Source organism: Pseudomonas sp. lyk4-R2A-8, from assembly GCF_030209095.1.
GTDB lineage: Bacteria > Pseudomonadota > Gammaproteobacteria > Pseudomonadales > Pseudomonadaceae > Aquipseudomonas > Aquipseudomonas quebecensis.
Window position 1 is genome coordinate 164914 of sequence record NZ_JARVSS010000017.1, and the last position, 24794, is coordinate 189707.

The following is a 24794-nucleotide window of genomic DNA, read 5'->3' on the forward strand; positions in this document are numbered from 1 at the left end:
CGCAGCGGGCCTGATTGGGCGAGCTGCAGTGGACTGTTGTCCAGGCGGTGATTCTGTTGCTAACGATACGCGCCAGCACCCGACAGATGATTGCGAAGATTGCGTCAATAAACAGTGCTTGCGCAATTTTTAACCCTTCATAGATAATTCGCCGCAATAGTTACGACAAAGGCCAACCCAATGAGCAAGCTTGACCGATATGACCTGAGTATTCTGGCGGAATTGCAGCGTGACGCGCGGATCTCCAACCAGGAGTTGGCTGAACGGATTGGGCTGTCGCCATCGCCGTGCTCGCGCCGGGTCAAGCAATTGGAAGACGACGGCTACATCGCCCGCCAGGTCGCCCTGCTCGACCGCAAGATGCTCGGCCTGAGCCTGACCGCCTACGTGCTGATCGGCATGGACCGCCACACCCCCGAGCGTTTCGAAAACTTCGAAGCGGCCATCCGCACCCTGCCCCAGGTACTGGAATGCAGCCTGGTCACCGGCATGGATGCGGACTATCAGCTGAAAGTGGTGGTGCCGGACATGGACCATTATCAGAAACTGTTGCTGGGGCATTTGACCCGCATTGAAGGCGTGACCAGCGTGCGTTCAAGCTTTGTACTCAACCAGGTGCTCAACAGCACGGAGCTGCCACTGACCCACCTACGCACCTAAGGTCAATGAAGATCAAATGTGGGAGGGGGCAAGCCTGCTCCCACATTTTGATTGCACTTCGACCCAGGTCAATGTTGCGCTTGTGACACTGCCCTATACTCGCCGCCTGCCCCGTTGGAAGAGCCCATGAACAACATCGACCCCGCCCTGTTTGAAGAATGGATGATGACCGGCCTGGTCACGATTCTGATCATTTTCATGGGCTTTATCGTCTGGGACCTGGCGAAGAAGTCCAAGGCCGGACGCTTTGGTTCGTTCATCCTGTTTTTCGTGCTGGGCCTGGGCGTGGCCGCTTTCATCATCAAGAGCGTGGTGATTGGCCTGATCGAATCCGGCGCTTTATAAACGCGCCGGCACTTCTTTCCACTGGCCTTGATCGAGGCCGTCGACTGTCCAATCGCCGATACGCACGCGCACTAAGCGCAAGGTCGGCAGGCCCACGGCGGCGGTCATGCGCCGGACCTGACGGTTGCGCCCCTCTCGAATCACCAATTCAAGCCAATACGTCGGAATGTTTTTGCGAAAGCGTACCGGTGGGTTGCGCGGCCATAACGCGGGCTCGTCCAAACGCCGGGCCTCGGCGGGCAAGGTTTTGCCGTCGTTGAGTTCTACCCCCTCGCGCAGGCGTTGCAGCAATTGTTCCGTGGGTTCGCCCTCCACCTGCACCCAGTAGGTTTTCGCCAGCTTGTGCTTAGGGTCGGCAATGCGCGCCTGCAACTGGCCATCGTTGGTCAGCAGCAGCAAGCCTTCGCTGTCACGGTCCAGACGGCCCGCCGGGTAGATGCCGGGAATGTCGATGAAGTCCTTGAGCGTCGCGCGCCCGCCTTCGTCGCTGAACTGGGTCAGCACATCGAATGGTTTATTGAACAGGATCAGCTTCGGCTCGGCCGGCGGCGCCTTGGCGACGCGACGCGCAGCGGAATACGGAGGTTTCACGCCAGGGCGGCGCGAATCGGGGCGAGTGGGACGAGACATGGCGGAACAACATCTAACGGTCAGGGCCGACAATGCTAGTGGCCTGACCGTTAAATGACCATCCCAACCGCTTAGCGGAACGGCGGCTCGTCGAAGCTGCGCAGTTTGCGCGAGTGCAGCGAGTTGAGTTCGTTGCGCAGCAGGTCCACCGCTTCGATGCCGATCTTCAAGTGCTGGCTCACCGCGCGTTCATAGAACGCGTTGGCCGAGCCGGGCAATTTGATTTCACTGTGCAGCGGCTTGTCAGACACGCACAGCAACGTGCCGTAAGGCACCCGCAAGCGATAGCCCTGGGCGGCGATGGTGCCGCTTTCCATGTCCACCGCCACGGCGCGGGACAGGTTGATCAATGGGCGCTCCTGGGCCCAACGCAACTCCCAGTTGCGGTCGTCGTAGGTCAGCACGGTGCCGGTGCGCAGGCGTTTTTTCAGCTGTTCGCCTTTTTCGCCCGTCACGTGGGCCGCAGCTTGCTGGAGCGCCAGTTGCACTTCGGCCAGCGCCGGGATCGGAATATTCGGCGGCACCACACGGTCAAGAATGCCGTCGCGACGCATGTACGCGTGGGCCAGCACATAGTCGCCGATGGTCTGGGATTGGCGCAGGCCGCCGCAGTGGCCGATCATCAACCAGCAATGCGGACGCAGCACGGCCAGGTGATCGGTGATGTTCTTGGCGTTGGACGGGCCGACGCCGATGTTGACCAGGGTCACGCCGTGACCATCGCTGGCCTGCAGGTGATAAGCCGGCATCTGGTAGCGGTGCCAGACCACACCCGCCGCGATGGCCGAGGCTTCGCCGTGGTCCATGCTCTTGTCGATGACCACGTTGCCCGGCAACACCATGCGGACAAAACGCGGGTCGCTGCGCAACTGCTCCAGGCCATGCAGGATGAACTGGTCGACGTAGCGGTGGTAGTTGGTCAGCAGGATCCAGGGTTGAACATGGCGCCAGTCGCTGCCGGTGTAATGCACCAGCCGGCGCAGGGAAAAGTCCACGCGCGCCGCATCGAACAGCGCCAGGGGCAGCGGGTCGGTGTTTTCCCAGTCATACAGGCCGTCGGCGATGCCGTCGGTGGCGGCCGACAGGTCGGTGCTGGGGAATACCCGCGCGAGGGTGGCGGCGGTCACGCCGGAGCCGGCGAGTTCATCGCCCTGTTCGACCACGTATGGGTAAGGAATATTCTGCTGGCTCACGCCCACTTCCACCGTCACGGTGAAGTCGTGCATCAGCGGCACCAGTTGCTCCAGCAGGTACTTACGGAACGCCGCAGGATGGGTAACGGTCACGCTGTAGGTGCCCGGCAGTTGCACCTTGGCATAAGCGCGGGTGGTCTGTGGGACTTCGCCGTGGCAGTGGTAGGTCAGGCGCAGTTCCGGGTAGCGAAACAGAGCACGCTGTTCGGCATCGGGTTCGACGCGGTCCTTGAGGTATTGCTTGAGGGCCTGATTGAGCGCGCCGGTAGCCCGCTCATGCAGAGCCGCCAGCCGGTCCACGGCTTCTTCGGCGGTTTTAACGACAACAAAAGCTTCGGTCACGGTAAGCATCCTGTGTTCTGACATGCAGGCCTGTATCTTGCCTGCATCCCAGCCGCACCGAAACAGTGGCGTTGGAAAGCGCTCAATAATGTGGGAGAGCGCTTGCCCCTCCCACCTTTGAACCGCGCTTATTCAGAAACAGAAGGCGTTGAGCGGGCGACGATAGCCGCCACATCCACGCCACGCGGCAAGGCGCCATAAGCGCGGCCGGAGGAATCGCTCAAGCGGCTGGCGATAAAGCCATCGCTGACCGCGGCATGACCCGCCTCCAACAAGAGCTTGGCCTGCAATGCCACGGCAATGTCCTCGGTCAACTGCCGCGCACGGTACTGGATGTCCTGGGTGTCCATGAAGGCGGATTTCAACGCTTCGATATGCCGAGCCAGCCGCTTGTCGCCGTGCCCGTCGCCCAGTTCGACAAACAGCGCCTCCAGCACCCCCGGCTCTTTGGACAACGCTCGCAACACATCCAGGCATTGCACATTGCCGGAACCTTCCCACGTTGAATTCACCGGCGCCTCACGGTAAAGGCGCGGCAGGATGCTGTCCTCCACATAGCCGGCACCGCCCATGCATTCGGCAGCCTCGTTGATCATGGCCGGCGCGCGCTTGCAGATCCAGTACTTGCCCACAGCCGTGACCAGCCGTGCGAATTTGCTTTCGCGCTCGTCATCCAAGTGATCCAACGCTCGTCCCATGCGCATGCTCAAGGCCAGCGCGGCCTCGCTTTCCAGCGCCAGATCGCCCAGCACGTTTTGCATCAACGGTTGCTCGCTGAGCACGCGCCCGCTTACCGAGCGATGGGCGCAATGATGACTGGCCTGGGTCAGCGCCTGACGCATCAAGGCGCTGGAACCGACCATGCAATCGAAGCGAGTCATGGCGACCATTTCGATAATGGTCGGCACGCCACGCCCTTCTTCGCCGACCATCCACGCCAGGGCGCCGCGAAACTCTACTTCGCTGGAAGCGTTGGAGCAGTTGCCGAGCTTGTTTTTCAGGCGCTGGATGTAGAACTCATTGCGTGTATCACCAGGGCGGTGCCGGGGCAGCAGGAAACAGGTCAGGCCTTTGTCGGTCTGCGCCAGCGTGAGGAACGCATCGCACATCGGCGCGGAGCAGAACCACTTGTGGCCCACCAACTCATACGCCTGCCCGGGGCCGCCCGCGCCCACCGGATAGGCGCGGGTGGTGTTGGCGCGCACGTCGGTGCCGCCTTGCTTCTCGGTCATCGCCATACCGATGGTGGCGCCGGCCTTGTGGGCGATGCCCACATTACGCGGGTCGTAGTGAGTGCTGAGGATTTTCGGCAGCCAGGCCTTGGCCAGGTCCGGCTGCAACCGCAGTGCCGGCACGCAGGCAAAGGTCATGGTCAACGGGCAACCGCTGCCGGCCTCGGCCTGGCTGTGCAGGTAGGTCATGGCGGCGCGGGCCACATGGGCGCCGGCCTGCGGGTGCGCCCACGGCAACGACGGCAGGCCGTGCTCCACGGCGGTGCGCATGAGCTCGTGATAGGCCGGATGAAACTCCACCAGATCAATGCGATGTCCGTAACGGTCATGAGTGTTGAACACCGGCTTATGCTGATTGGCCAGGAACCCGGCCGCCATCAACGGCCCGCCGGCCAGCGCGCCATAGGCATCGATGCGCGGTTGCGCCCAACCGGCACCGAAACGACGCGACCACTCTTGCAGGGGCAAGTCGATGCGGTACAGGTTGACACCGTCCAGGGAGGGCGGCTGGTTGGTCACGTCGTGGGTTTCGGCAAATTGATGCAGGTTCATCACGGGCGTCCTGGAAAAAGGCCACGTTCGGTTAGGGCCGGTTTTTTCAGTTAAGCACCGCTGCTGCGCTTAAAAAAGTGGCATACGCGCCGAATACCCGGCGCTTTCGCCCTCGGCCGCGCCCAGCACCCAGCGCTGCATCACCGCCTGCAGCGCGTCAAAGCGCACCGGCTTGACTATGCGTTCGGTCACCCCGATCCCCAGGCAACGCTCGCGCTCGGGCGCGGTCAGCGACGTGCTCAAGGCGATCACGGGCAGTTCCGCGCAACCGGGCAAGGCACGGATCTGACAACACAACGAGAATTCACCGTCAGGCATATCCAACACCACCGCCTCGACACATCGCGCCTGCAACGCCTCCAACGCCGCCGGGCCGCTGCCTACCGTTTTAACCCGGTAGCCGAGCTTGAGCAGCATGCCGCGCACCGCCAACTGGCCGACACTGTTGTCATCCACCAGCAACACCGTGCAGTCCTGCGGTGCGCGCTGCCCGGCCAGGGCAGGCCTGGACTCGGACGGCAACTGGCGCACCTCCATTTCCAATTGGAAACGACTGCCCTTGTGGGGTTCGGAATGATGGGTAAGGCGCCCGCCGACCAGTTCGATCAACTGCCGACAGATCGCCAGCCCGATGCCCATGCCGCCGTACTCTCGGGTGCTCGAACCGTCCAGCTGGAAGAAACGCTGGTACAACGTGGCCCCGTCAAGGGAGGCAAAGCCGATGCCGGTGTCGGTCACGATAAAGCTCAGGCGCACGCTGCCGTCGCTGTGGGGCACGCCCACCACCCGCACGCGCACGGAGCCTTCGTGGGTGAATTTGAACGCGTTGTCCAGCAGGCAATCCAGGCACTGGATGAGTTTGTCGACGTCGCCCTCCAGGCGGTCCGGCAGTTCATCAGCGACGTCGATGGAAAACGCCAGGCCCTTGGCCTGGGCGCTGGCATTGAATTGCTGGCGCAGGCTGTCGAGTACCCCACGCAGGCTGAACACGCGTTGCTGGGCGCTCAGGCGTCCGGCCTGCAATTCGGTGAGGGTGAGAATGCCGTTGACCATGCGCATCATGTCCCGCGCGGAACCGGCGGCGGTTTGATGGTATTGCGCCAGGTCGTGGGTCAGAGGCACTGTCTGCATCAGCTCCAGAGAGCCGATCACACCGTTCATCGGCGTGCGCAGTTCGTGGGTCAGGGTGGCGAGAAATTCATCCTTGAGCCGGTTGCTGCGGGCCAGTTGCGAGTTGAGCACTTCGAGTTTCTGGCTGGCATCGAACAGAATCTGCGCCTGCTGCTCGCGCATCGCGTTGATGCGGTCGGCCAGGGCCAGCGACAGCAGCGCCACCTCGATTGCCGAGCCGATCTGGCTGGCATACATGGTCAGGAACACATTAGGCAGATAGCCCAGCACCATCAGGGTGTTGACCACCCCACCCAGCAGGAACGCCGACCAGGCGATGATGAAATAGCGCGCAACGCGCTGGCCGCAATACCAGGCCTTGATGGCGGCGACAAAGATGCTCACGGTAAACACCAACGCCAGGCCCGTGGCCAGACGCAGTGCCAGCGCGTAGCTGGCCATCAACGACAGCAGCATCACCACGGCGCCGCACGCCACCAGCGCCAGCAGCACGCGGTTGATCCAGCGACTGTGCTGGGCAGTGTGCAGGAAACTGCGCGCAAACAGACTGCCGAACAATGCCGACGCACCGATCAGAAATGGCGTCGCGGCATTTGTCCACCAAGGGTTGTTCGGCCAGAAATATTCCACCGCCGCGCCGTTGACCGACAGTTGGTACATGCCGAACGAAGCGATATAGAAGATGTAGTACAGGTAGCTGGTGTCGCGCACGCTCAGGTAGATGAACAGGTTATAGACCAGCATCCCCAGCAGCACGCCATAGATCAGGCCCAGCACATACAGACGCAGCGGCTGCTGCTCCAGGTACGCGGTACTGGACCAGAGGGTCAGCGGCGCCTGGATCGAACCTTCGCTCTGCAGGCGCAGGTAAACGGTCTTGGCCTCGCCTGGGGTGAAATCCAGTTTGAACAGGTAATTATTCTGACGAATCTCGCGGCTGGCAAACGGCAGTGCATCCCCGGTGCGCCTGGCCAGACGATAACCGCCCTGGCCGTCGGGCAGGTACAGGTCGAGGTGGTCCAACGGCGGGTACGCCAGCTCCAGCAGCCAGGTGCGCTGAGCCTCGGTGTCGTGGGGTAAATAATGCAGATTGAGCTTGAGCCAGAACACCGAACGCGAGTAGCCGGCGTTGAGGGTGTCTTTATCGTGAGGTTTGAATTGCACGGCCGCGGACGGCGCGCTGACCTCGGCAATGGAAAGGCTGTTGGACGGGTCTTCGAGCACTTGCAAGGCTCGGCCCAGGGGCAGGCTTCGGGTGTCCTGGTTGAACTCGATGGCGCCGGCGAGCATGGGCAGCCCGCACAACAATAGAATCAGCAAATAGCGCATAGAGCCCCAGCGTGGCATGTCCGGTTATGGCAAAGGCCCCCCATTCCTTTTGAGAAGACGTACACCGGCGGTACAGATAAGTTGTTTGGATTCACTCTAGCATAGCCGTTGCAGGCCATTGGACACCATTGAAATAATTTTTTGAAAGGCTCTAGGACAAGGCTTTCAGCATGGTTTTTTGGCCGTTAAAGCCGCGCAAGCCCGAAGCCTTCAGAGTGAAATTCAAGCACTGCCCGAAGGCCACGCAAAAAGCGTTTGGTGGTAAGCTCGCCCACCATGAATATCTACAGCTCTCGCCCTGTTGTCCTCTGTCTCTCCGGCCATGATCCCAGTGGTGGCGCCGGCCTGCAGGCAGATATCGAAGTCCTGCTCGCCCAGGGTTGTCATGCCGCTGCGGCCGTTACCGCGCTGACCGTGCAAAACACAGTCAACGTCAGCGACTTCCGCGTGCTCGACCGCGAGTGGGTGCTGGCCCAGGCCAACGCCGTGCTCAGCGACTCCGAGGTGGCCGCGGTCAAGCTGGGCATGCTCGGCTCCACCGCGATGGTCGACACCGTGGTCGAGCTGCTGCAGGCGCACCCGCACCTGCCGGTGGTCTGCGACCCGGTGCTGCGTGCCGGCGGCGGCGGCAGCCTGGGCAAGGATGAAGTGGGCTACGCCATGCGGGAGCGGCTGTTGCCTCTGTCGCTGATTGCCACGCCGAACCTGCCCGAGGCCCGCATCCTCGCTGAACTGCCCGAAGGCACGGCGGACGAGTGCGCCGACAAGCTGCTGCCGTTTATCCAGCACCTGTTGATTACCGGTGGGCATGGCGACGAGCATGAAGTGCACAATCGCCTGTATAGCCGCGACGGCACGCGCCAGACCTTCACCTGTCAGCGCCTGCCGGGCAGCTATCACGGTTCGGGTTGCACCCTGGCCAGTGCGCTGGCCGGGCGTATCGCCCAGGGCGAAGGCCTGGCCAGCGCCGTGCAATCGGCCCTCAACTACACTTGGCGCACGCTGCGTGATGCTGAACAACTCGGCCAGGGCCAGTTCGTTCCGCGCCGGCTGCCGCTGGATTTCTGCTCGTAGGCGCCTGCTCGCCACTTCAAGGGACATGCCCGATGAAATTACGTGGCCTTTATGCCATTACCGACAGCCAACTGTTGGCCGGCAAATTCCTCGCTTACGTCGAAGCGGCGCTGGACGGCGGCGTGACGCTGCTGCAGTACCGCGACAAAAGTAACGATGAAGCGCGCCGCCTGCGCGAAGCTCAAACGCTGCGGGAACTGTGCTCGCGCTACAAAACCCAATTAATCATCAACGACGATGCCGAACTGGCCGCGCGCCTGGGCGTCGGTGTGCATCTGGGCCAGACCGATGGCCCGCTCACCCCGGCCCGCGCACTGCTCGGTCCCAAAGCCATCATCGGCGCCACTTGCCACAGCCAGATCGAACTGGCCGAGCAGGCCGCCAGGGAAGGCGCCAGCTATGTCGCCTTCGGCCGCTTCTTCAACTCCAACACCAAGCCCGGTGCGCCGGCCGCCACCCTGCAAATGCTCGCCGATGCGCGCAAGCGCCTGCACCTGCCGATCTGTGCGATCGGCGGCGTCACCCTCGAGAACGCCGAGCCGCTGGTGGCGCACGGTGCCGACCTGCTCGCGGTGGTCCATGGCCTGTTCGGCGCCGACAGCACCCAGGAAGTGACGCGCCGCGCCCGCGCCTTCAACGACCTTCTTAAATCTTCAGTGTAGAGAGCCCGTTTATGTCCCGTTCCGAAACCCTGTTTGCCAATGCCCAGAAACACATCCCCGGCGGTGTGAACTCCCCCGTGCGTGCATTCAAAAGCGTGGGCGGCACGCCGTTGTTTTTCAAGCATGCCGAAGGCGCCTACGTCACCGACGAAGATGACAAGCGCTACGTGGACTACGTGGGTTCCTGGGGCCCGATGATCCTCGGTCACAGCCACCCGGACGTGCTGGACGCGGTACGCAGGCAGTTGGAACACGGCCTGTCCTATGGCGCGCCGACCGCCATGGAAACCGAGATGGCTGATCTGGTGTGTTCGATCGTGCCGTCGATGCAGATGGTGCGCATGGTCAGCTCCGGCACCGAAGCCACGATGAGTGCGATTCGCCTGGCCCGCGGCTTCACCGGTCGCGACAGCATCATCAAGTTTGAAGGCTGCTACCACGGCCATTCCGACAGCCTGCTGGTCAAGGCTGGTTCCGGCGCGCTGACCCAAGGCGTACCGAGCTCGGCCGGTGTGCCGGCGGCGTTCGCCAAACACACCCTGACCCTGCCGTTCAACGATATCGCCGCCGTCGAGCAGATGCTCAGCGAAGTGGGCCAGGACGTGGCCTGCATCATCGTCGAGCCGGTGGCCGGCAACATGAATTGCGTACCGCCGGCCCCGGGTTTCCTCGAAGGCCTGCGCGCGCAGTGCGACAAACATGGCGTGGTGCTGATCTTCGACGAAGTGATGACCGGTTTCCGCGTAGCCTTAGGCGGCGCCCAGGCGCACTACGGCGTCACACCGGACCTGAGCACCTTTGGCAAGATCATCGGCGGCGGCATGCCGGTGGGCTGCTTCGGCGGCAAGCGCGAGATCATGCAACACATCGCGCCGCTGGGGCCGGTGTACCAGGCTGGCACATTGTCGGGTAACCCGCTGGCCATGGCCGCCGGCCTCACAACCCTGCGGTTGATCAGCCGTCCGGGCTTCCACGCCGAACTCACCGACTACACCACCCGCCTGCTGGACGGCCTGCAACAGCGCGCCGATGCCGCCGGTATCCCATTCGTCACCACCCAGGCCGGCGGTATGTTCGGCCTGTACTTCAGCGGCGCCGACGATATCGTCACCTTCGACGACGTGATGGGCAGCGATGCGGACCTGTTCAAACGCTTCTTCCACCTGATGCTTGAAGGCGGCGTGTACCTGGCGCCGAGCGCGTTTGAAGCCGGTTTCACCTCGATCGCCCATGGCGACGCTGAGCTGAAACTGACCCTGGACGCCGCTGAACGCGCCTTTGCCGCGCTGAAATAAACGGCCGTATCTACCAGGCGCCACCCACGTGGCGCCTGGCTGGGCGCTTTGCTTACAGATATTTCCGGCTTTTTCGCAAGAAATCATCCGCAATCCAGCAGATAACTTGCCCAACCAGCAGAAAAACGAGTAAAGACTTTGTAAGCAGGGGCCTGCTTATTTCATAATGCGCGCTTATTGGATCCCGCGAGGGTCCGCGCGCCCCGTCAGAGGTAAGTCGATTCCCATGAAACGCACCGGCCGCACCCTGGTTCTGGGCTGCCTGTTGCTCCTTCAGCCGCTGCTGGCACATGCACAAGCAGGCGGCAACTCGTTGTTAATCCCAGCGATGGGTCGCTGCACCCTCAATACCCAGCCAGACACCCAGGCCGAAGCCCTGAGCGCGTGCCAGAAACAGGCTGACGAGGGCGATGCCCAGGCGCAATACGAGTTGGGCGCGTATTACCACGACAGCAAAAACCCAGCCCAGGACCTCAACAAAGCCTTGAGTTACTTCGAGAAAGCCTCGTTGCAAGGTCACGCGCAGGCGCAATTCGAGCTGGGCAACATGTACATGCGCGGTGAAGGGGTGCCGGTCAATAACGTCCAGGCGTACATCGTATTGAAGATGGCGGCGGTGAACGGCGCCGAAGACGCACTGGACACGGCCGACGAGGTCGCCGAGCACATGAAGCGCGATGAGCTGGAAGTGGCGACCCAGGTGCTGGGCCAGATCTTCCGCAAGTACCTGCTGGAATTGCAGAGCGCCGACGGACGTTCGCCGTTCTCACCCCTGCCCTGACTCTGCGGTGCATCTGACGGCCACTTAGCGGGCAAGCCCGCGAAGGGCACGACGCACTCTAACGCTCTACTTCTCAGGCATCGGCATCGGAAACGGCATGACGTTGCTCACGCCTCGCGCTTCGCTGATCTTCGGCGTGCCCAGGCGCTCGACTTCATCAATGCGCACAATCGAGTGCATCGGCACGAAACTGCGCACCACGCCTTCGAATTGCGCCTTGAGTTTCTCCTCGCCCGGGTCGACGACCAACTGGGTGCGCTCGCCAAAGACGAACTCTTCCACCTCCAGGAACCCCCACAGATCACTTTGATAGATCTGCTTGGCGTACATTTCGAACACCTGGCCCTGGTTGAGGAAAATCACCTTGTAGATTGGAGCTTCACGTTTGGTCATGGTGGGCGAACAACACATCGGGGATATAAAAGAGGGCGCGAACTATAGCATGGCACCCGATGCACAACGCTAGGAACCAATGGGCATGCCCCCTATAATGCGCGGTTCTTTACCACCAGTTGACGATTCCCATGGCCAAGAAGCTTTACATCGAAACCCACGGTTGCCAGATGAACGAGTACGACAGCTCGCGCATGGTCGATCTGCTGGGCGAACACCAGGCCCTGGAAGTCACCGCCCGCGCCGAAGATGCCGACGTGATCCTGCTCAATACCTGCTCGATCCGCGAACGGGCCCAGGACCGTGTGTACTCGCAGCTGGGCCGCTGGCGCGAACTGAAACTGGCCAATCCGGACATGGTGATCGCCGTCGGCGGTTGCGTGGCCAGCCAGGAAGGCGCCGCGATCCGCGACCGCGCGCCCTATGTCGACGTGGTGTTCGGCCCACAGACCCTGCACCGTCTGCCCGAGATGATTGATGCCGCGCGCGTGACCAAGCTGCCGCAGGTCGATGTCTCCTTCCCTGAAATCGAAAAATTCGATCACCTGCCCGAGCCGCGCATCGATGGCCCGAGCGCCTACGTATCGGTGATGGAAGGCTGCAGCAAGTACTGCACCTTCTGCGTCGTGCCTTATACCCGTGGTGAAGAAGTCAGCCGACCGTTCGACGATGTGCTGGCGGAAATCATCCACCTGGCCGAGAACGGCGTGCGTGAAGTGACCCTGCTGGGCCAGAACGTCAACGGCTATCGCGGCCAGACCCACGACGGGCGGCTGGCGGACCTCGCCGAACTGATCCGCGTGGTCGCGGCGGTTGATGGCATCGAGCGCATTCGCTACACCACCTCGCACCCGTTGGAGTTTTCCGACAGCCTGATCCAGGCCCATGCCGAGGTGCCGGAGCTGGTCAAACATCTGCATCTGCCGGTGCAATCGGGCTCGGACCGCATCCTGTCGGCCATGAAACGCAACCACACCGCCCTGGAATACAAATCCAAACTGCGCAAATTGCGCGCGGCGGTGCCTGGTATCTGCATCAGCTCGGACTTTATCGTGGGCTTCCCCGGTGAAACCGAGAAAGACTTCCAGCAGACCATGAAGCTGATCGAAGACGTCGGCTTCGATTTCTCCTACTCGTTCGTTTACAGCCAACGCCCCGGCACCCCGGCCGCCGACCTGGTTGACGAAACGCCGGAGGCGGTGAAGAAAGAACGCCTGAATGCCCTGCAACACCGCCTGAACCAGCAGGGCTTCGAGATCAGCCGACAAATGGTCGGTTCGATCCAGCGCATCCTGGTCACTGACTACTCGAAGAAAGATCCTGGAGAATTGCAGGGCCGTACCGAGAACAACCGGATCGTCAACTTCCGCTGCGATAATCCGACATTGATCGGTCAGTTTGCCGATGTGCATATCGACGCGGCGCAGCCGCACTCGTTGCGCGGCTCGCTGGTGCAATAAATGTGAGAGGGGGCTTGCCCCCTCCACATTGGAACCGTGCAACATCCAATGACGTAAGTGCTTTCGTACCCGCGTCACTGGCGTTATCCTCTCTTTCACCTAAACAGCCAAAGGGCGGCTAAAAGCAACCTTGAACGCACCCATCGCAGAACCCCATCGTTTTATCCTCGAGCCGTTTGAGGCTCGCCGTTTCGCCAATCTGTGCGGACAGTTCGACGAGCACCTGCGCTTGATCGAACAACGCCTGAGCATCGAGATCCGCAACCGCGGCAATCAGTTCGAGCTCATTGGTGAACCCCAACACACTACGTCCGCAGAAAACCTGCTGCGCCGTCTCTATCGCGAGACGAAGGGCAGCGAGTTGTCCCCGGAAACCGTGCACCTGTACCTGCAGGAGTCGGCCGTGGAAGACCTGGCCAACAACCCGGTGGCCGAAGCCAGCGTGGCCCTGCGCACCAAGAAAGGCATGATTCGCCCGCGCGGCTTGAATCAGCAGCGCTACGTCAAAGAGATTCTCGGCAACGACATCAACTTCGGCATCGGCCCGGCCGGCACCGGCAAGACCTACCTGGCCGTGGCCTGCGCGGTGGATGCCCTGGAGCGCGAGCAAGTACGCCGCATCCTGCTGGTACGCCCGGCGGTCGAGGCTGGCGAAAAGCTCGGTTTCCTGCCCGGCGACCTGGCCCAGAAGATCGACCCGTACCTGCGCCCGCTCTACGATGCGCTCTACGAGATGCTCGGCTTCGAGTACGTGGCCAAGCTGATCGAGCGCCAAGTGATCGAGATCGCCCCGCTGGCGTACATGCGCGGCCGGACGCTGAACAACAGTTTCATCATCCTCGACGAAAGCCAGAACACTACCGTCGAACAGATGAAGATGTTCCTCACCCGTATCGGTTTCGGTTCCACGGCCGTGATTACCGGCGACGTCACCCAGGTCGACCTGCCCAAAGGTACCAAGTCGGGCCTCGCCCAGGTGATCGAGGTGCTCAAGGACGTGCCGGGTATCAGCTTCACGCACTTCATGCCCAAGGACGTGGTGCGCCACCCGCTGGTGCAGCGCATTGTCGAAGCCTACGAGCGCTTCGACCACCGCGATGACGCACCGGCCAAGGACGTTCGCCGCGATGCTTGAGCTTGACCTGCAACTGGCCACCGAAGCGCCGGCCCCCAGCGAAGAACAGTTCCGGCAATGGTGCGCCTTGGCGCTGCGCCAGCGCTCCGCCGACTCGGAGCTGACCATTCGTCTGGTGGATGAGCCCGAGGGCCGCGAACTGAACCACACCTGGCGTCAGAAAAACTACGCGACCAACGTGCTGTCCTTCCCCGCCGACGTTCCCGACGAGTTGCTGGACATCCCATTGCTGGGTGACCTGGTGATCTGCGTCGAAGTCGTCGAGCGCGAAGCCAGGGAACAAGGCAAGGAACTTGAGGCCCACTGGGCCCATCTAGTCATCCACGGCTGCTTGCATCTCTTGGGTTACGACCATATAGACGATGATGAAGCCGAGGAAATGGAAGCACTGGAACGAACGTTGCTTGCCCAATTGGGTCATCCGGACCCCTACGCAGATGACGAAGCGTAAAAAACACTCAACTGTAACAACAAAGGATTCAGAGTAATCGCTATGAGCGAAGACCGATCGAGCAACGGGCAAAAGTCTTGGCTGGGTAAGCTGACCCAGGCTTTTGCCCACGAGCCGAAAAACCGCCAGGAGCTGCTGGAGCTGCTGCGCGAGGCCCATCAGAACAAGTTGCTGGACAGCGAAGCGCTGGCCATCGTCGAAGGCGCCATCCAGGTGGCTGACCTGCAGGTCCGGGACATCATGGTCCCGCGATCGCAGATGATCAGCATCAAGGCGACCCAGACCCCGCGGGAGTTCCTCCCGGCCGTGATCGACTCGGCGCACTCGCGCTACCCGGTCATCGGTGAAAGCCATGACGACGTCATGGGCGTGCTGCTGGCCAAGGACCTGCTGCCGCTGATCCTCAAGGAGAACGGCGACAGTTTCAACATCAAGGACCTGCTGCGCCCGGCCACGTTCGTGCCGGAGTCCAAGCGCCTGAACGTCCTGCTGCGTGAATTTCGTGCCAACCACAACCACATGGCCATCGTGATCGACGAATACGGCGGCGTGGCGGGCCTGGTGACCATCGAAGACGTACTGGAACAGATCGTCGGCGACATCGAAGACGAGCACGACGTCGAAGAAGACAGCTACATCAAGCCTCTGCCCAGTGGCGATTTCCTGATCAAGGCGTTGACGCCGATCGAGAACTTCAACGAGTTCTTTGACAGCGAATTCTCCGATGATGAGTTCGACACGGTGGGTGGCCTGGTGATGAGTGCGTTCGGGCACTTGCCCAAGCGTAACGAAACCACCGAGATCGGCGCTTATCGCTTCCGCATCCTGAATGCCGACAGCCGCCGTATCCACTTGATTCGTTTGACACCTATCGCCCGCTAAGGACTGACATGCGCCGTCTCATCGCACCCGGCTGGCCCGGTAACCTGCTGGCCGTGGTGGCCGGCGCCATCACCACCCTGGCGTTGGCGCCATTCGACCTATGGCCGTTTGCGCTGGTGGCCGTGGGACTGTTCTATGTCGGGCTGCGGGAACTGACCCCACGCCAGGCCCTGGGGCGCGGCTGGTGCTTCGGTTTCGGCCTGTTCGGTGCCGGCACCAGCTGGATCTACTACAGCATCCACCACTTCGGCGGCGCCTCGGTGCTGCTGGCGGGTTTCCTGATGCTGCTGTTCACCGCTGCGATTGCCTGGTTCTTCGCCCTGCCGGCCTGGCTGTGGGCGCGCTGGTTGCGTCGCAATGAAGCACCGTTGGCGGATGCACTCACGTTTGCCGCATTGTGGGTGGGCCAGGAGGCGTTTCGCGGGTGGTTCCTCACTGGGTTCCCGTGGCTCTACTCCGGCTACAGCCAACTCGATGGCCCGCTCAGCGGCCTGGCGCCCGTCGGCGGCATGTGGCTGATTTCCTTTGCCCTGGCACTCACAGCCGCTTTGCTGTGCAACCTGCCGCGCTTGCTGGCCGGCAAGCGCAATGCGTTTGTCGGCGCGGGCCTGGTGCTGCTGGTTGCGCCGTGGGCTATCGGCCTGGCCCTCAAGCATCACGCCTGGACCAACCCTTCTGGCGCCCCGCTCAGCGTGGCGGCCATTCAGGGCAACGTTGAGCAGAGCATGAAGTGGGACCCGGAGCAGCTCAACGCGCAATTGGCGCTGTACCGTGACATGAGCTTCACGTCCAAGCCTGTCGACCTGCTGGTATGGCCGGAAACCGCCGTGCCGGTGCTCAAGGAGTCGGTAGAGGGCTACCTGGGCATGATGGGCAAGTTTGCCGCCGATCGGCATACCGCGCTCATCACCGGTGTGCCGATTCGCCAGGAAGTGCGCCACCAGAAGCGCTATTTCAACGGCATTACCGTAGTGGGCGAAGGCGACGGCACCTACTTGAAGCAGAAACTGGTGCCTTTCGGTGAGTACGTACCGCTGCAGGACATGCTGCGCGGGCTGATCGCGTTCTTTGACCTGCCCATGTCCGACTTCGCGCGCGGCCCGTCCGACCAGCCGATGCTGCAAGCCAAGGGCTATCAGATCGCACCGTTCATTTGCTACGAAGTGGTTTACCCGGAATTCGCCGCAGGCCTCTCGGCCCAGAGCGACCTGTTGCTGACCATCAGCAACGACACGTGGTTCGGGCGCTCCATCGGCCCGTTGCAGCATCTGCAGATGGCGCAGATGCGCGCGCTCGAAGCCGGTCGCTGGATGATCCGCGCCACCAATAATGGCGTGACCGGTCTGATCAACCCGTTTGGGCAGATCACTGCGCAGATCCCGCAGTTCGAACGCGGCATCCTGTACGGCGAAGTGGTGCCGATGCACGAGCTCACGCCGTATCTGCAATGGCGCTCGTGGCCGCTGATCATCATGTGCCTGGTTTTGTTTGGTTGGGCGCTGCTGGCAGGCCGGATGGCCAAAACCGTCTAACGACACACGCAAACCCAATGCGGGAGGAGGCTTGCTCCTCCCACATTGGCCTGCGGTGTTATCGATAGAACAACCGATACCCCACCTGCCCTACCGCCTCGTTGATCAATTGCCCGCTCTGCCACACCGACTTGAACTCGGGCATCCAGCCGCCCAGCGGCCGGGCGTTGTCCACGCCCAGGAACCCCACCGGCGCGGGCACGACGGTAAAGCCGGCCTTTTCAAAACTCCACACCGAACGCGGCATGTGCCAGGCCTGTGTCACGACGACCACGCGCTTGATGCCCTGGGGCAACAGCACCTCGGCACTCATCTGCGCGTTTTCCCAAGTGGTCCGGCTGCGTTCTTCCTTCCAGCGCACGGTCACACCGAAGTCATCCTGCATCGACACCGCCATCAACTGCGCTTCGCTGGGCGGCGTGCCGTAATGCAGGCCGCCGGTGGTCAGCACCGGCAACCCCGATGCCTTGGCCAGGCGTGCGGCATAGCGCTGGCGCTCCAGGCCGATACCGGTAGGCTGGTCGGCGCCCCAGGCCGAGTCACCGCGCTCGCGCCCGGAGCCCAGCACGACAATGGCGTCGGCACGCTGGGCCAGGCTCGACCAATCCTCACGGGCCAGCGGTGGCTCGGTCTCAAGCGCGCGCGCCCCCCACTCCACCATCACGGGCAGGCTGATCAGCCACATACCGCCAAACCCGAGGGCAAAGCACGCGCCGGCCAGCCTGGGACGGCTGCGACGAAACCACCAGGCAAGCGCCAGCAACAGCAAAAGGATGCCGGGCGGCAGGAGCAACTGTTTGATGAAATAGCGAATAGGCATCGGGCATCTCCATAGATGCCCGAAGCCTAAGGTGTAGCGCGGTTCAGCGACAGCCCTGACGGTGACATTTGTGACGGTGTACAAGGGTGCTGTTCATGGGGAGAGCTTATTGCTTGCGGGCGGACCGAAACCTTTCCCGGCCACGACCCTCGGACACATCCTTGAGCCACACCACCTTGGCAGAGTGCGTGGGCTCCTTGACCGGCGGGGTTGCCAGGGGAGGCGCACTGCGCTTGTTGCGTTCCAGGTAAGCCTTGATCAGTTCCAACTCCGCGCGGCTCAAACCACGCAGTTCCAACTCAACAGGCCGCTCATCCCGCAATCGGCCAGCCGTTCTCGCTGCATCCAATGCACGACCCAATCGGTCGATCAGTCCTTCGTAGATTTCCGGTTTCGTTGCGATTCGCTGCGATTCAACCATCCCCTCACCTCATTGAAGAAAGACTTGCTCCCCAATAAACAGCGTAGCCCCCGTGGCTGCGCCTGCCCGGCGCCGCGACAGACGGCCTCGGGCGCGCAATCAGGGTTTCCCTCGATAGAGTGGGGTCATGTATGCTACGGCGCTTCCTGTAACTCCACTTCCCGCAGGTTCGGGCACCGACGCGCCGCTTTTGGGTGTCGATCTCCCTGGACAATGCACCGAAGAGGATTAGGCCACCCCTATTCAGTTCAAAAAGTAGCCATGCACGAACAATATCAGCCCCGTGAAATAGAAAATGCCGCCCAAGCCTTCTGGGACGAGCAGAAGTCCTTTGAAGTCAGTGAACAGCCGGGCAAGGAGACGTTCTACTGCCTGTCGATGTTCCCTTACCCCAGCGGCAAGCTACACATGGGGCACGTGCGTAACTACACCATCGGCGACGTGATCTCACGCTACCAGCGCATGCAAGGCAAGAACGTACTGCAACCCATGGGTTGGGACGCCTTCGGCATGCCGGCAGAAAACGCCGCGATGAAAAACAACGTAGCGCCCGCCAAGTGGACCTACGAAAACATCGCCTACATGAAGACCCAGCTGCGCAGCCTGGGCCTGGCGGTGGACTGGTCGCGCGAAGTGACCACCTGCAAGCCGGATTACTACCGCTGGGAACAATGGCTGTTCACTCGCCTGTTCGAAAAAGGCGTGATCTATAAAAAGAGCGGCACCGTGAACTGGGACCCGGTCGACCAGACCGTGCTGGCCAACGAACAGGTGATCGACGGTCGCGGCTGGCGCTCCGGCGCGCTGATCGAAAAGCGCGAAATCCCGATGTACTACTTCAAGATCACCGCCTACGCCGATGAGCTGTTGTCGAGCCTGGATGATCTGCCGGGCTGGCCGGAGCAGGTCAAGACCATGCAGCGCAACTGGATCGGCAAATCCAAGGGCATGGAAGTGCAATTCCCGTACAACGTCGACTCCATCGGCGAAGCGGGCACCCTCAAGGTGTTCACCACCCGCCCGGACACCCTGATGGGCGCGACCTACGTCGCCGTGGCCGCCGAACACCCGTTGGCCACCCAGGCCGCACAGAACAACCCTGAGCTGCAGGCGTTCATCGCCGAATGCAAAGGTGGCAGCGTGGCCGAAGCCGACGTCGCCACCCAGGAGAAAAAAGGCCTGCCGACCGGCCTGTTCGTCGAGCACCCACTGACCGGCGAAAAATTGCCGGTATGGGTCGCCAACTACGTGCTGATGCACTACGGCGATGGCGCGGTCATGGCCGTGCCGGCTCACGATGAACGCGATTTCGAATTCGCCACCCAGTACAACCTGCCGATCAAATCAGTCGTGCGCACCAGCTCGGGCGATACCAACCCGGCACCGTGGCAGGACGCCTACGGCGAGCACGGCACGCTGATCAATTCCGGCGAGTTCGACGGCCTGGATTTCGCCGGCGCTTTCGACGCTGTCGAAGTGGCGTTGATCAAGAAAAACCTTGGTGCCTCGCGCACTCAGTTCCGCCTGCGCGACTGGGGCATCAGCCGCCAGCGCTACTGGGGCTGCCCGATCCCGATCATCCACTGCGCCAGCTGCGGCGACGTGCCGGTGCCGGAAGATCAACTGCCGGTAGTTCTGCCTGAAGACGTAGTGCCGGACGGCGCCGGTTCGCCGCTGGCGCGCATGCCCGAGTTCTACGAATGCAGCTGCCCGAAATGCGGCCTGCCGGCCAAGCGTGAAACCGACACCATGGACACCTTCGTCGAGTCCTCGTGGTACTACGCGCGCTACGCCTCGCCTCACTACGAAGGCGGCCTGGTGGAAAAAACCGCAGCCGACCATTGGCTGCCGGTGGACCAGTACATCGGGGGTATCGAACACGCCATCCTTCACCTGCTGTACGCGCGTTTCTTCCACAAGCTGATGCGTGACGAAGGCCTGGTGACATCCAACGAGCCGTTCAAGAACCTGCTGACCCAGGGCATGGTGATCGCCGAGACCTACTATCGCCGTGAAGCCAATGGCGCCTATACCTGGTTCAACCCGGCGGACGTCGAGCTGGAGCGTGACAGCAAAGCCAAGGTCATCAGCGCCAAACTGATCGCCGACGGCCTGCCGGTGGAAATCGGTGGCACCGAGAAGATGGCCAAGTCCAAGAACAACGGCGTCGACCCGCAGTCGATGATTGACCAGTTCGGCGCCGACACTTGCCGCCTGTTCATGATGTTCGCCTCGCCGCCTGACATGAGTGCCGAATGGTCCGACTCCGGCGTGGAAGGTTCGCACCGCTTCCTCAAGCGCGTCTGGCGCCTGGCCCATGCCCACGTAAGCCAGGGCCTGCCGGCCAGGCTGGACGTAGCCGCGCTGAACGACGAGCAGAAAGCCATTCGCCGCAGCATCCACCTGGCCATCAAGCAAGCCAGCCAGGACGTGGGCCAGAACCACAAGTTCAACACCGCCATCGCCCAGGTGATGACGCTGATGAACGTGCTGGAAAAAGCCCCGCAGGCTACCGAGCAGGACCGCGCGCTGGTACAGGAAGGCCTGGAAACGGTCACCTTGCTGCTGGCTCCGATCACGCCGCACATCAGCCACGAACTGTGGAGCCGCCTTGGCCACAGCGACGCCGTCATCGACGCCCGCTGGCCGGTGGCCGATGACAGCGCCCTGGTCCAGGACACGCTGCAACTGGTGATCCAGGTCAACGGCAAACTGCGTGGCCAGATCGACATGCCGGCCAGCGCCAGCCGCGAAGACGTCGAAGCGGCCGCGCGCAGCAATGAGAACGTGCTGCGCTTTACCGAAGGCCTGACGATTCGCAAAGTAATCGTTGTGCCTGGCAAACTGGTCAATATCGTCGCCAGCTAATCGGATCGGGCGCAGGGCTTGAGCCCTGCGCCGAATTAAACCTTCGGGGCCGCGAAAAGGCCCGCCTGGTTTCAAGGGGAGCAACAAAATGATCAAACGCAATCTGCTGGTTATGGGCCTTGCCGTGCTGCTGAGCGCTTGCGGCTTCCAACTGCGCGGTACCGGCACCAACGACCTGACGATCAAGGAACTGGATCTCAGTGCCCGCAACGCCTACGGCGAAACCGTGACGCAACTGCGTCAGGTCCTGGAAAACAGCGGCGTGCGCGTCTACGCCGGTGCGCCCTACAAGCTGGTGCTGGTGGACGAGAAAGAAACCCAGCGTAACCTGAGCTACGCCAGTGCCGGCCGTGCCTCGGACGTCGAACTGAGCACCCTGCTCATGTTTGAAGTGCAGGGCCGTGACCACCTGCCGTTGATGGGTGACAAGATCCAGGTGCAGAAGGTCGTGAGCCACGATGGCAACAACCTGGTGGGTTCGGATTCGGAAGTTATCCAAGTGCGCAAGGAAATGCGTCGCGAGCTGATCCAGCGCATGATGCTGCGCCTGCAATTGCTCACTCCGCAGCAGTTGGAGGAGCTGCAACGTACGGCTGACAACAAGGCCAAGGCCGAAGCCGATGCCCTGAAAGCAGCCCAAGAGTACGAAGACAACACGCCGAAACAATCGCCTGTCGAAGTACCGGTTCCGGTCGAGTAAGCCCGACGGGGCGCCCCAGGCGCCCCGTTCGCCCTGCCTATGAAACTCGCTCCCGCCCAACTCGCCAAACACCTGCAAGGTGGCCTTGCGCCTGTCTATATTGTCAGCGGCGATGACCCGCTGCTGTGCCAGGAAGCCGCGGACGCCATTCGCACGGCCGCACGCCAGCAAGGTTTCGATGAACGCCAGGTTTTCAGCGCGGACGCCAGTTTCGACTGGGGCACGTTGCTGCAAGCTGGTGCGAGCATGTCGTTGTTCGCCGAAAAGCGCCTGCTGGAACTGCGCCTGCCTTCGGGCAAGCCCGGTGACAAAGGCGCCGCCGCCTTGATGGAATACTGCGCGCGCCCCGCAGAGGACACCGTGCTGCTGATCAGCCTGCCCAAACTCGACGGCAGTGCGCAGAAAACCAAATGGGGCAAGGCCCTGGTCGAAGGTGCACAGACCCAGTTCATCCAGATCTGGCCGGTGGACAGCAACCAGTTGCCGCAATGGATTCGCCAGCGCCTGTCTCAATCGGGGCTGGCAGCGACCCAGGACGCGGTCGAGCTGATTGCGGCACGGGTCGAAGGCAACTTGCTCGCCGCCGCCCAGGAGATCGAAAAGCTCAAGCTGATGGCAGAAGACGGGCAGATTACCGTCGAAACCGTCCAGGGCGCCGTGGCGGATAGCGCGCGCTTTGACGTATTCGGACTGGTGGATGCGATTCTCAACGGCGAACCCGCCCACGCCCTGCGCATGCTCGAAGGCCTGCGCGGCGAAGGGGTGGAGCCGCCGGTGATTCTGTGGGCCCTGGCCCGTGAATTGCGGGTGCTGGCCAATATTTCCCTGCAATACAGCCAGGGCACGCCGCTGGACAAGTGCTTCAGCCAGGCCCGGCCGCCGATATGGGACAAGCGCAAACCCTTGATGAGCAAAGCCCTGCAACGGCACTCGGCGCAACGCTGGGCGCAACTGTTGCTGGAAGCTCAGCGCATCGATGCGCAGATCAAAGGACAAGCGGCCGGCTCGCCGTGGATGAGCCTGAGTCGTCTGGCGCTGCTGATGTCCGGGCAACGCCTGACACTTCCCGCCGAATAACCCTCCCACCTGTTGACCGCGTTAACATTTCGAAAAACGTGTCGGGCTTTACAGCGGTCAAACTTCGGCAGATGATTTGCGCCGTTGTAACCACCTATCGAGAGTACCGACCATGAGCAAAAAGCCATCCAAGCATGGCCCCAACAAGGCCAAATCCATCATCGCCCAGCCACTGTTCCGCAGCCGTCAGGAACGCGCCGGCAAGGGCAAAGGCAGTTACCGCCGCGAAGCCTTCCAGTCTAACAGCTGGGAGGCTTCTTACTTTCTGGCTGCCTGAAGGCAAGCGCCCCTTTGGCATGATAAGGTCTGCACCTGATTTGTAATCCCTGGACCTGTGCATGCCCTCTAGTCTTTCCCGTCGTTGGCACCTGCGCCAATTGATTGCTGCCTCCAGCCTCATCCTGCTCGTCGCCTGCGCGGAAAAACCTACCGCCGCCGACGCCCAGCCCCTGCCCTCACTCCAGACCGCCCCTGTGGTAGCGCCCGCTGTCGTGGCCCCGCTGGCCGTGGACAACCTGGATATCCAACCGACCCAGACCTTTGCCGAATGGCAGGCCGGCTTTCGTGTGGAGGCCCTGAAGGCCGGCATCGCGCCTGCGGTGTTCGACACGGCCTTCGCCAATGTCACCCCTGACATGGCGGTGATACGCGCCGACCGCAGCCAACCGGAATTTTCTCGCCCGGTTTGGGAATACCTCGACGGCGCCCTGTCGCCGGTACGCGTGCGCAATGGCCAGGCGCTGCTGATCAAATATGCCGACATCCTGCAAAGCATCGAACAACGCTATGGCGTCGACCGTCAGGCATTGGTTTCGGTGTGGGGCATGGAAAGTAACTTCGGCCAGTTCCAGGGCAACAATTCGGTGATCCGCTCCCTGGCGACCCTGGCCTACGAAGGCCGCCGACCGGCGTTCGCCCAGGCGCAATTGCTGGCGGCGCTGCAGATCATCCAACACGGCGATATCGCCGCCGACCAGATGAAGGGGTCCTGGGCCGGGGCCATGGGCCAGACCCAATTTATCCCGACCACCTACAACACCCACGCCGTGGACTTTGACGGCGACGGCCGCCGCGATATCTGGAACAGCCCGACCGACGCCCTTGCCTCCACCGCCCACTACCTGCAAAGCTCCGGCTGGCAGAAAGGCCAGCCGTGGGGCTTTGAGGTCAAGCAACTGCCATCCAGCTTCGATTACGCCCTGGCGGACGGCGGCACGCGCAAGACCGTCGCCGAATGGCTGAAATTGGGCATCCAATTGCCACCGGGCGCCAGCATGCCGCCCAACGTCGATCAACTCTCCGCCGCGCTGCTGCTGCCGGCGGGTTACCGTGGCCCGGCGTTCCTGGTACTGGATAACTTCCGCGCGATCCTCAAGTACAACAACTCTTCGTCCTATGCGCTGGCGGTCGGCCTGCTGTCCGAGCGCTTTGGCGGCGGTGGCGTGATTCGTGGCGAATGGCCGAAGGATGAACTGCCCCTGAGCCGCACGCAGCGCATTGACCTGCAGACGGCACTCAGCGCCAAAGGCTATGACGCGGGCAACCCGGACGGCATCATTGGCGCCAATACCCGCAAGGCCATTCGCGCGGCGCAGCAGGCACTGGGCTGGCCGGCGGATGGGTATCCGACGGTGAAGTTGCTGGAATCGCTGCAGAGCCGCTAGATCTGCTGATGGCGACTATCGCTATCGGGGGCAAGCCCCCTCCCACAGCTGACCGAGTTGTCATGTCGATCACTGATCAATGTGAGAGGGGGCTTGCCCCCTCCCATAGCTGACCGAGTTGTCATGTCGATCACTGATCAATGTGAGAGGGGGCTTGCCCCCTCC

General features: G+C 62.1%; 23 protein-coding genes. 16 read left to right on the forward strand and 7 right to left on the reverse strand.

What is annotated here, in order from left to right; translation table 11 throughout:
• Positions 1 to 180 precede the first annotated feature (180 nt).
• Both QRN10_RS18290 and QRN10_RS18295 read left to right on the forward strand, forming a co-directional pair.
• Complete coding sequence (locus QRN10_RS18290; RefSeq protein ID WP_003194418.1) at positions 181 to 660, forward strand: Lrp/AsnC family transcriptional regulator; 480 nt, start codon at positions 181 to 183, stop codon at positions 658 to 660.
• 135 nt (positions 661 to 795) lie between these two features.
• Positions 796 to 1005, forward strand: a complete 210-nt coding sequence (locus tag QRN10_RS18295; protein WP_025999909.1) for a DUF2788 domain-containing protein — start codon at positions 796 to 798, stop codon at positions 1003 to 1005.
• On the opposite strand, the gene QRN10_RS18300 is transcribed toward QRN10_RS18295, so the two are convergent.
• The 4 genes from QRN10_RS18300 to QRN10_RS18315 all read right to left on the reverse strand — a co-directional run bounded on the left by QRN10_RS18300 (position 1000) and on the right by QRN10_RS18315 (position 7414).
• Complete coding sequence (locus tag QRN10_RS18300) at positions 1000 to 1635, reverse strand: pseudouridine synthase (protein WP_253509538.1); 636 nt, start codon at positions 1633 to 1635, stop codon at positions 1000 to 1002. The genes QRN10_RS18295 and QRN10_RS18300 overlap by 6 nt on opposite strands.
• 71 nt (positions 1636 to 1706) lie before the next feature.
• Positions 1707 to 3179: an AMP nucleosidase gene (amn, locus tag QRN10_RS18305; protein WP_181079821.1), complete on the reverse strand. Its 1473-nt coding sequence runs from the start codon at positions 3177 to 3179 to the stop codon at positions 1707 to 1709.
• A 119-nt stretch (positions 3180 to 3298) separates the two neighbouring features.
• Positions 3299 to 4954, reverse strand: a complete 1656-nt coding sequence (locus QRN10_RS18310) for an acyl-CoA dehydrogenase family protein (RefSeq protein ID WP_266246901.1) — start codon at positions 4952 to 4954, stop codon at positions 3299 to 3301.
• 69 nt (positions 4955 to 5023) lie between these two features.
• Positions 5024 to 7414: a hybrid sensor histidine kinase/response regulator gene (locus tag QRN10_RS18315; RefSeq protein ID WP_285428841.1), complete on the reverse strand. Its 2391-nt coding sequence runs from the start codon at positions 7412 to 7414 to the stop codon at positions 5024 to 5026.
• A 276-nt stretch (positions 7415 to 7690) separates the two neighbouring features.
• Between QRN10_RS18315 and QRN10_RS18320 the strand changes: the two genes are divergently transcribed.
• The 4 genes from QRN10_RS18320 to QRN10_RS18335 all read left to right on the forward strand — a co-directional run bounded on the left by QRN10_RS18320 (position 7691) and on the right by QRN10_RS18335 (position 11226).
• Positions 7691 to 8488: a hydroxymethylpyrimidine/phosphomethylpyrimidine kinase gene (locus QRN10_RS18320; RefSeq protein ID WP_285428842.1), complete on the forward strand. Its 798-nt coding sequence runs from the start codon at positions 7691 to 7693 to the stop codon at positions 8486 to 8488.
• A gap of 32 nt (positions 8489 to 8520) precedes the next feature.
• On the forward strand, positions 8521 to 9150 hold the full coding sequence (gene thiE, locus QRN10_RS18325; RefSeq protein ID WP_285428843.1) for a thiamine phosphate synthase: 630 nt from the start codon (positions 8521 to 8523) through the stop codon (positions 9148 to 9150).
• Between the two features lie 11 nt (positions 9151 to 9161).
• A complete protein-coding gene (gene hemL / locus QRN10_RS18330; protein ID WP_253509543.1) occupies positions 9162 to 10445 on the forward strand; it encodes a glutamate-1-semialdehyde 2,1-aminomutase in 1284 nt (427 codons plus the stop codon).
• A gap of 226 nt (positions 10446 to 10671) precedes the next feature.
• Positions 10672 to 11226: a tetratricopeptide repeat protein gene (locus QRN10_RS18335; protein WP_181079827.1), complete on the forward strand. Its 555-nt coding sequence runs from the start codon at positions 10672 to 10674 to the stop codon at positions 11224 to 11226.
• 66 nt (positions 11227 to 11292) lie between these two features.
• Here the strand turns inward: QRN10_RS18335 and QRN10_RS18340 are convergent, their stop codons facing one another.
• Complete coding sequence (locus tag QRN10_RS18340) at positions 11293 to 11619, reverse strand: DUF1820 family protein (protein ID WP_003236992.1); 327 nt, start codon at positions 11617 to 11619, stop codon at positions 11293 to 11295.
• Between the two features lie 131 nt (positions 11620 to 11750).
• Between QRN10_RS18340 and miaB the strand changes: the two genes are divergently transcribed.
• The 5 genes from miaB (at position 11751) to lnt (ending at position 17079) form a co-directional block, all read left to right on the forward strand.
• Positions 11751 to 13079 (forward strand): tRNA (N6-isopentenyl adenosine(37)-C2)-methylthiotransferase MiaB, encoded by a 1329-nt coding sequence (miaB, locus tag QRN10_RS18345; protein ID WP_181079828.1) that lies wholly within the window; start codon positions 11751 to 11753, stop codon positions 13077 to 13079.
• Between the two features lie 130 nt (positions 13080 to 13209).
• On the forward strand, positions 13210 to 14214 hold the full coding sequence (locus QRN10_RS18350) for a PhoH family protein (protein WP_181079829.1): 1005 nt from the start codon (positions 13210 to 13212) through the stop codon (positions 14212 to 14214).
• Positions 14207 to 14665 (forward strand): rRNA maturation RNase YbeY, encoded by a 459-nt coding sequence (ybeY, locus tag QRN10_RS18355; RefSeq protein ID WP_253509544.1) that lies wholly within the window; start codon positions 14207 to 14209, stop codon positions 14663 to 14665. Before QRN10_RS18350 ends, ybeY begins: the two co-directional genes overlap by 8 nt.
• Before the next feature lie 42 nt (positions 14666 to 14707).
• Entirely contained in the window at positions 14708 to 15547 is an 840-nt protein-coding gene (locus QRN10_RS18360; protein ID WP_010206772.1) for a CorC family transporter, read from the forward strand.
• A gap of 8 nt (positions 15548 to 15555) precedes the next feature.
• Positions 15556 to 17079 (forward strand): apolipoprotein N-acyltransferase, encoded by a 1524-nt coding sequence (lnt, locus tag QRN10_RS18365; RefSeq protein WP_253509545.1) that lies wholly within the window; start codon positions 15556 to 15558, stop codon positions 17077 to 17079.
• 58 nt (positions 17080 to 17137) lie between these two features.
• Here lnt and QRN10_RS18370 read toward each other — a convergent pair whose 3' ends face one another.
• Both QRN10_RS18370 and QRN10_RS18375 read right to left on the reverse strand, forming a co-directional pair.
• The gene (locus QRN10_RS18370) at positions 17138 to 17899 is read right to left on the reverse strand and encodes a YdcF family protein (RefSeq protein WP_285428844.1); all 762 of its coding nucleotides are present in this window, start codon (positions 17897 to 17899) and stop codon (positions 17138 to 17140) included.
• A 106-nt stretch (positions 17900 to 18005) separates the two neighbouring features.
• Positions 18006 to 18320, reverse strand: coding sequence for a hypothetical protein (locus QRN10_RS18375; protein WP_181079833.1), 315 nt, complete (start codon positions 18318 to 18320; stop codon positions 18006 to 18008).
• A 261-nt stretch (positions 18321 to 18581) separates the two neighbouring features.
• Here QRN10_RS18375 and leuS point away from each other — a divergent pair, with 261 nt between their 5' ends.
• The 5 genes from leuS (at position 18582) to QRN10_RS18400 (ending at position 24629) form a co-directional block, all read left to right on the forward strand.
• Positions 18582 to 21188, forward strand: coding sequence for a leucine--tRNA ligase (gene leuS, locus QRN10_RS18380; RefSeq protein ID WP_285428845.1), 2607 nt, complete (start codon positions 18582 to 18584; stop codon positions 21186 to 21188).
• Between the two features lie 88 nt (positions 21189 to 21276).
• The gene (locus QRN10_RS18385; RefSeq protein ID WP_181079835.1) at positions 21277 to 21888 is read left to right on the forward strand and encodes an LPS-assembly lipoprotein LptE; all 612 of its coding nucleotides are present in this window, start codon (positions 21277 to 21279) and stop codon (positions 21886 to 21888) included.
• 39 nt (positions 21889 to 21927) lie between these two features.
• Positions 21928 to 22965 carry a DNA polymerase III subunit delta gene (holA, locus tag QRN10_RS18390; protein WP_181079836.1) on the forward strand — a complete coding sequence of 346 codons (1038 nt, stop codon included), beginning with the start codon at positions 21928 to 21930 and terminating at the stop codon, positions 22963 to 22965.
• 112 nt (positions 22966 to 23077) lie between these two features.
• The gene (gene arfA / locus QRN10_RS18395; protein WP_003176285.1) at positions 23078 to 23242 is read left to right on the forward strand and encodes an alternative ribosome rescue factor ArfA; all 165 of its coding nucleotides are present in this window, start codon (positions 23078 to 23080) and stop codon (positions 23240 to 23242) included.
• A 61-nt stretch (positions 23243 to 23303) separates the two neighbouring features.
• The gene (locus QRN10_RS18400; RefSeq protein WP_285428846.1) at positions 23304 to 24629 is read left to right on the forward strand and encodes a lytic murein transglycosylase; all 1326 of its coding nucleotides are present in this window, start codon (positions 23304 to 23306) and stop codon (positions 24627 to 24629) included.
• The last annotated feature ends 165 nt before the right edge of the window (positions 24630 to 24794 follow it).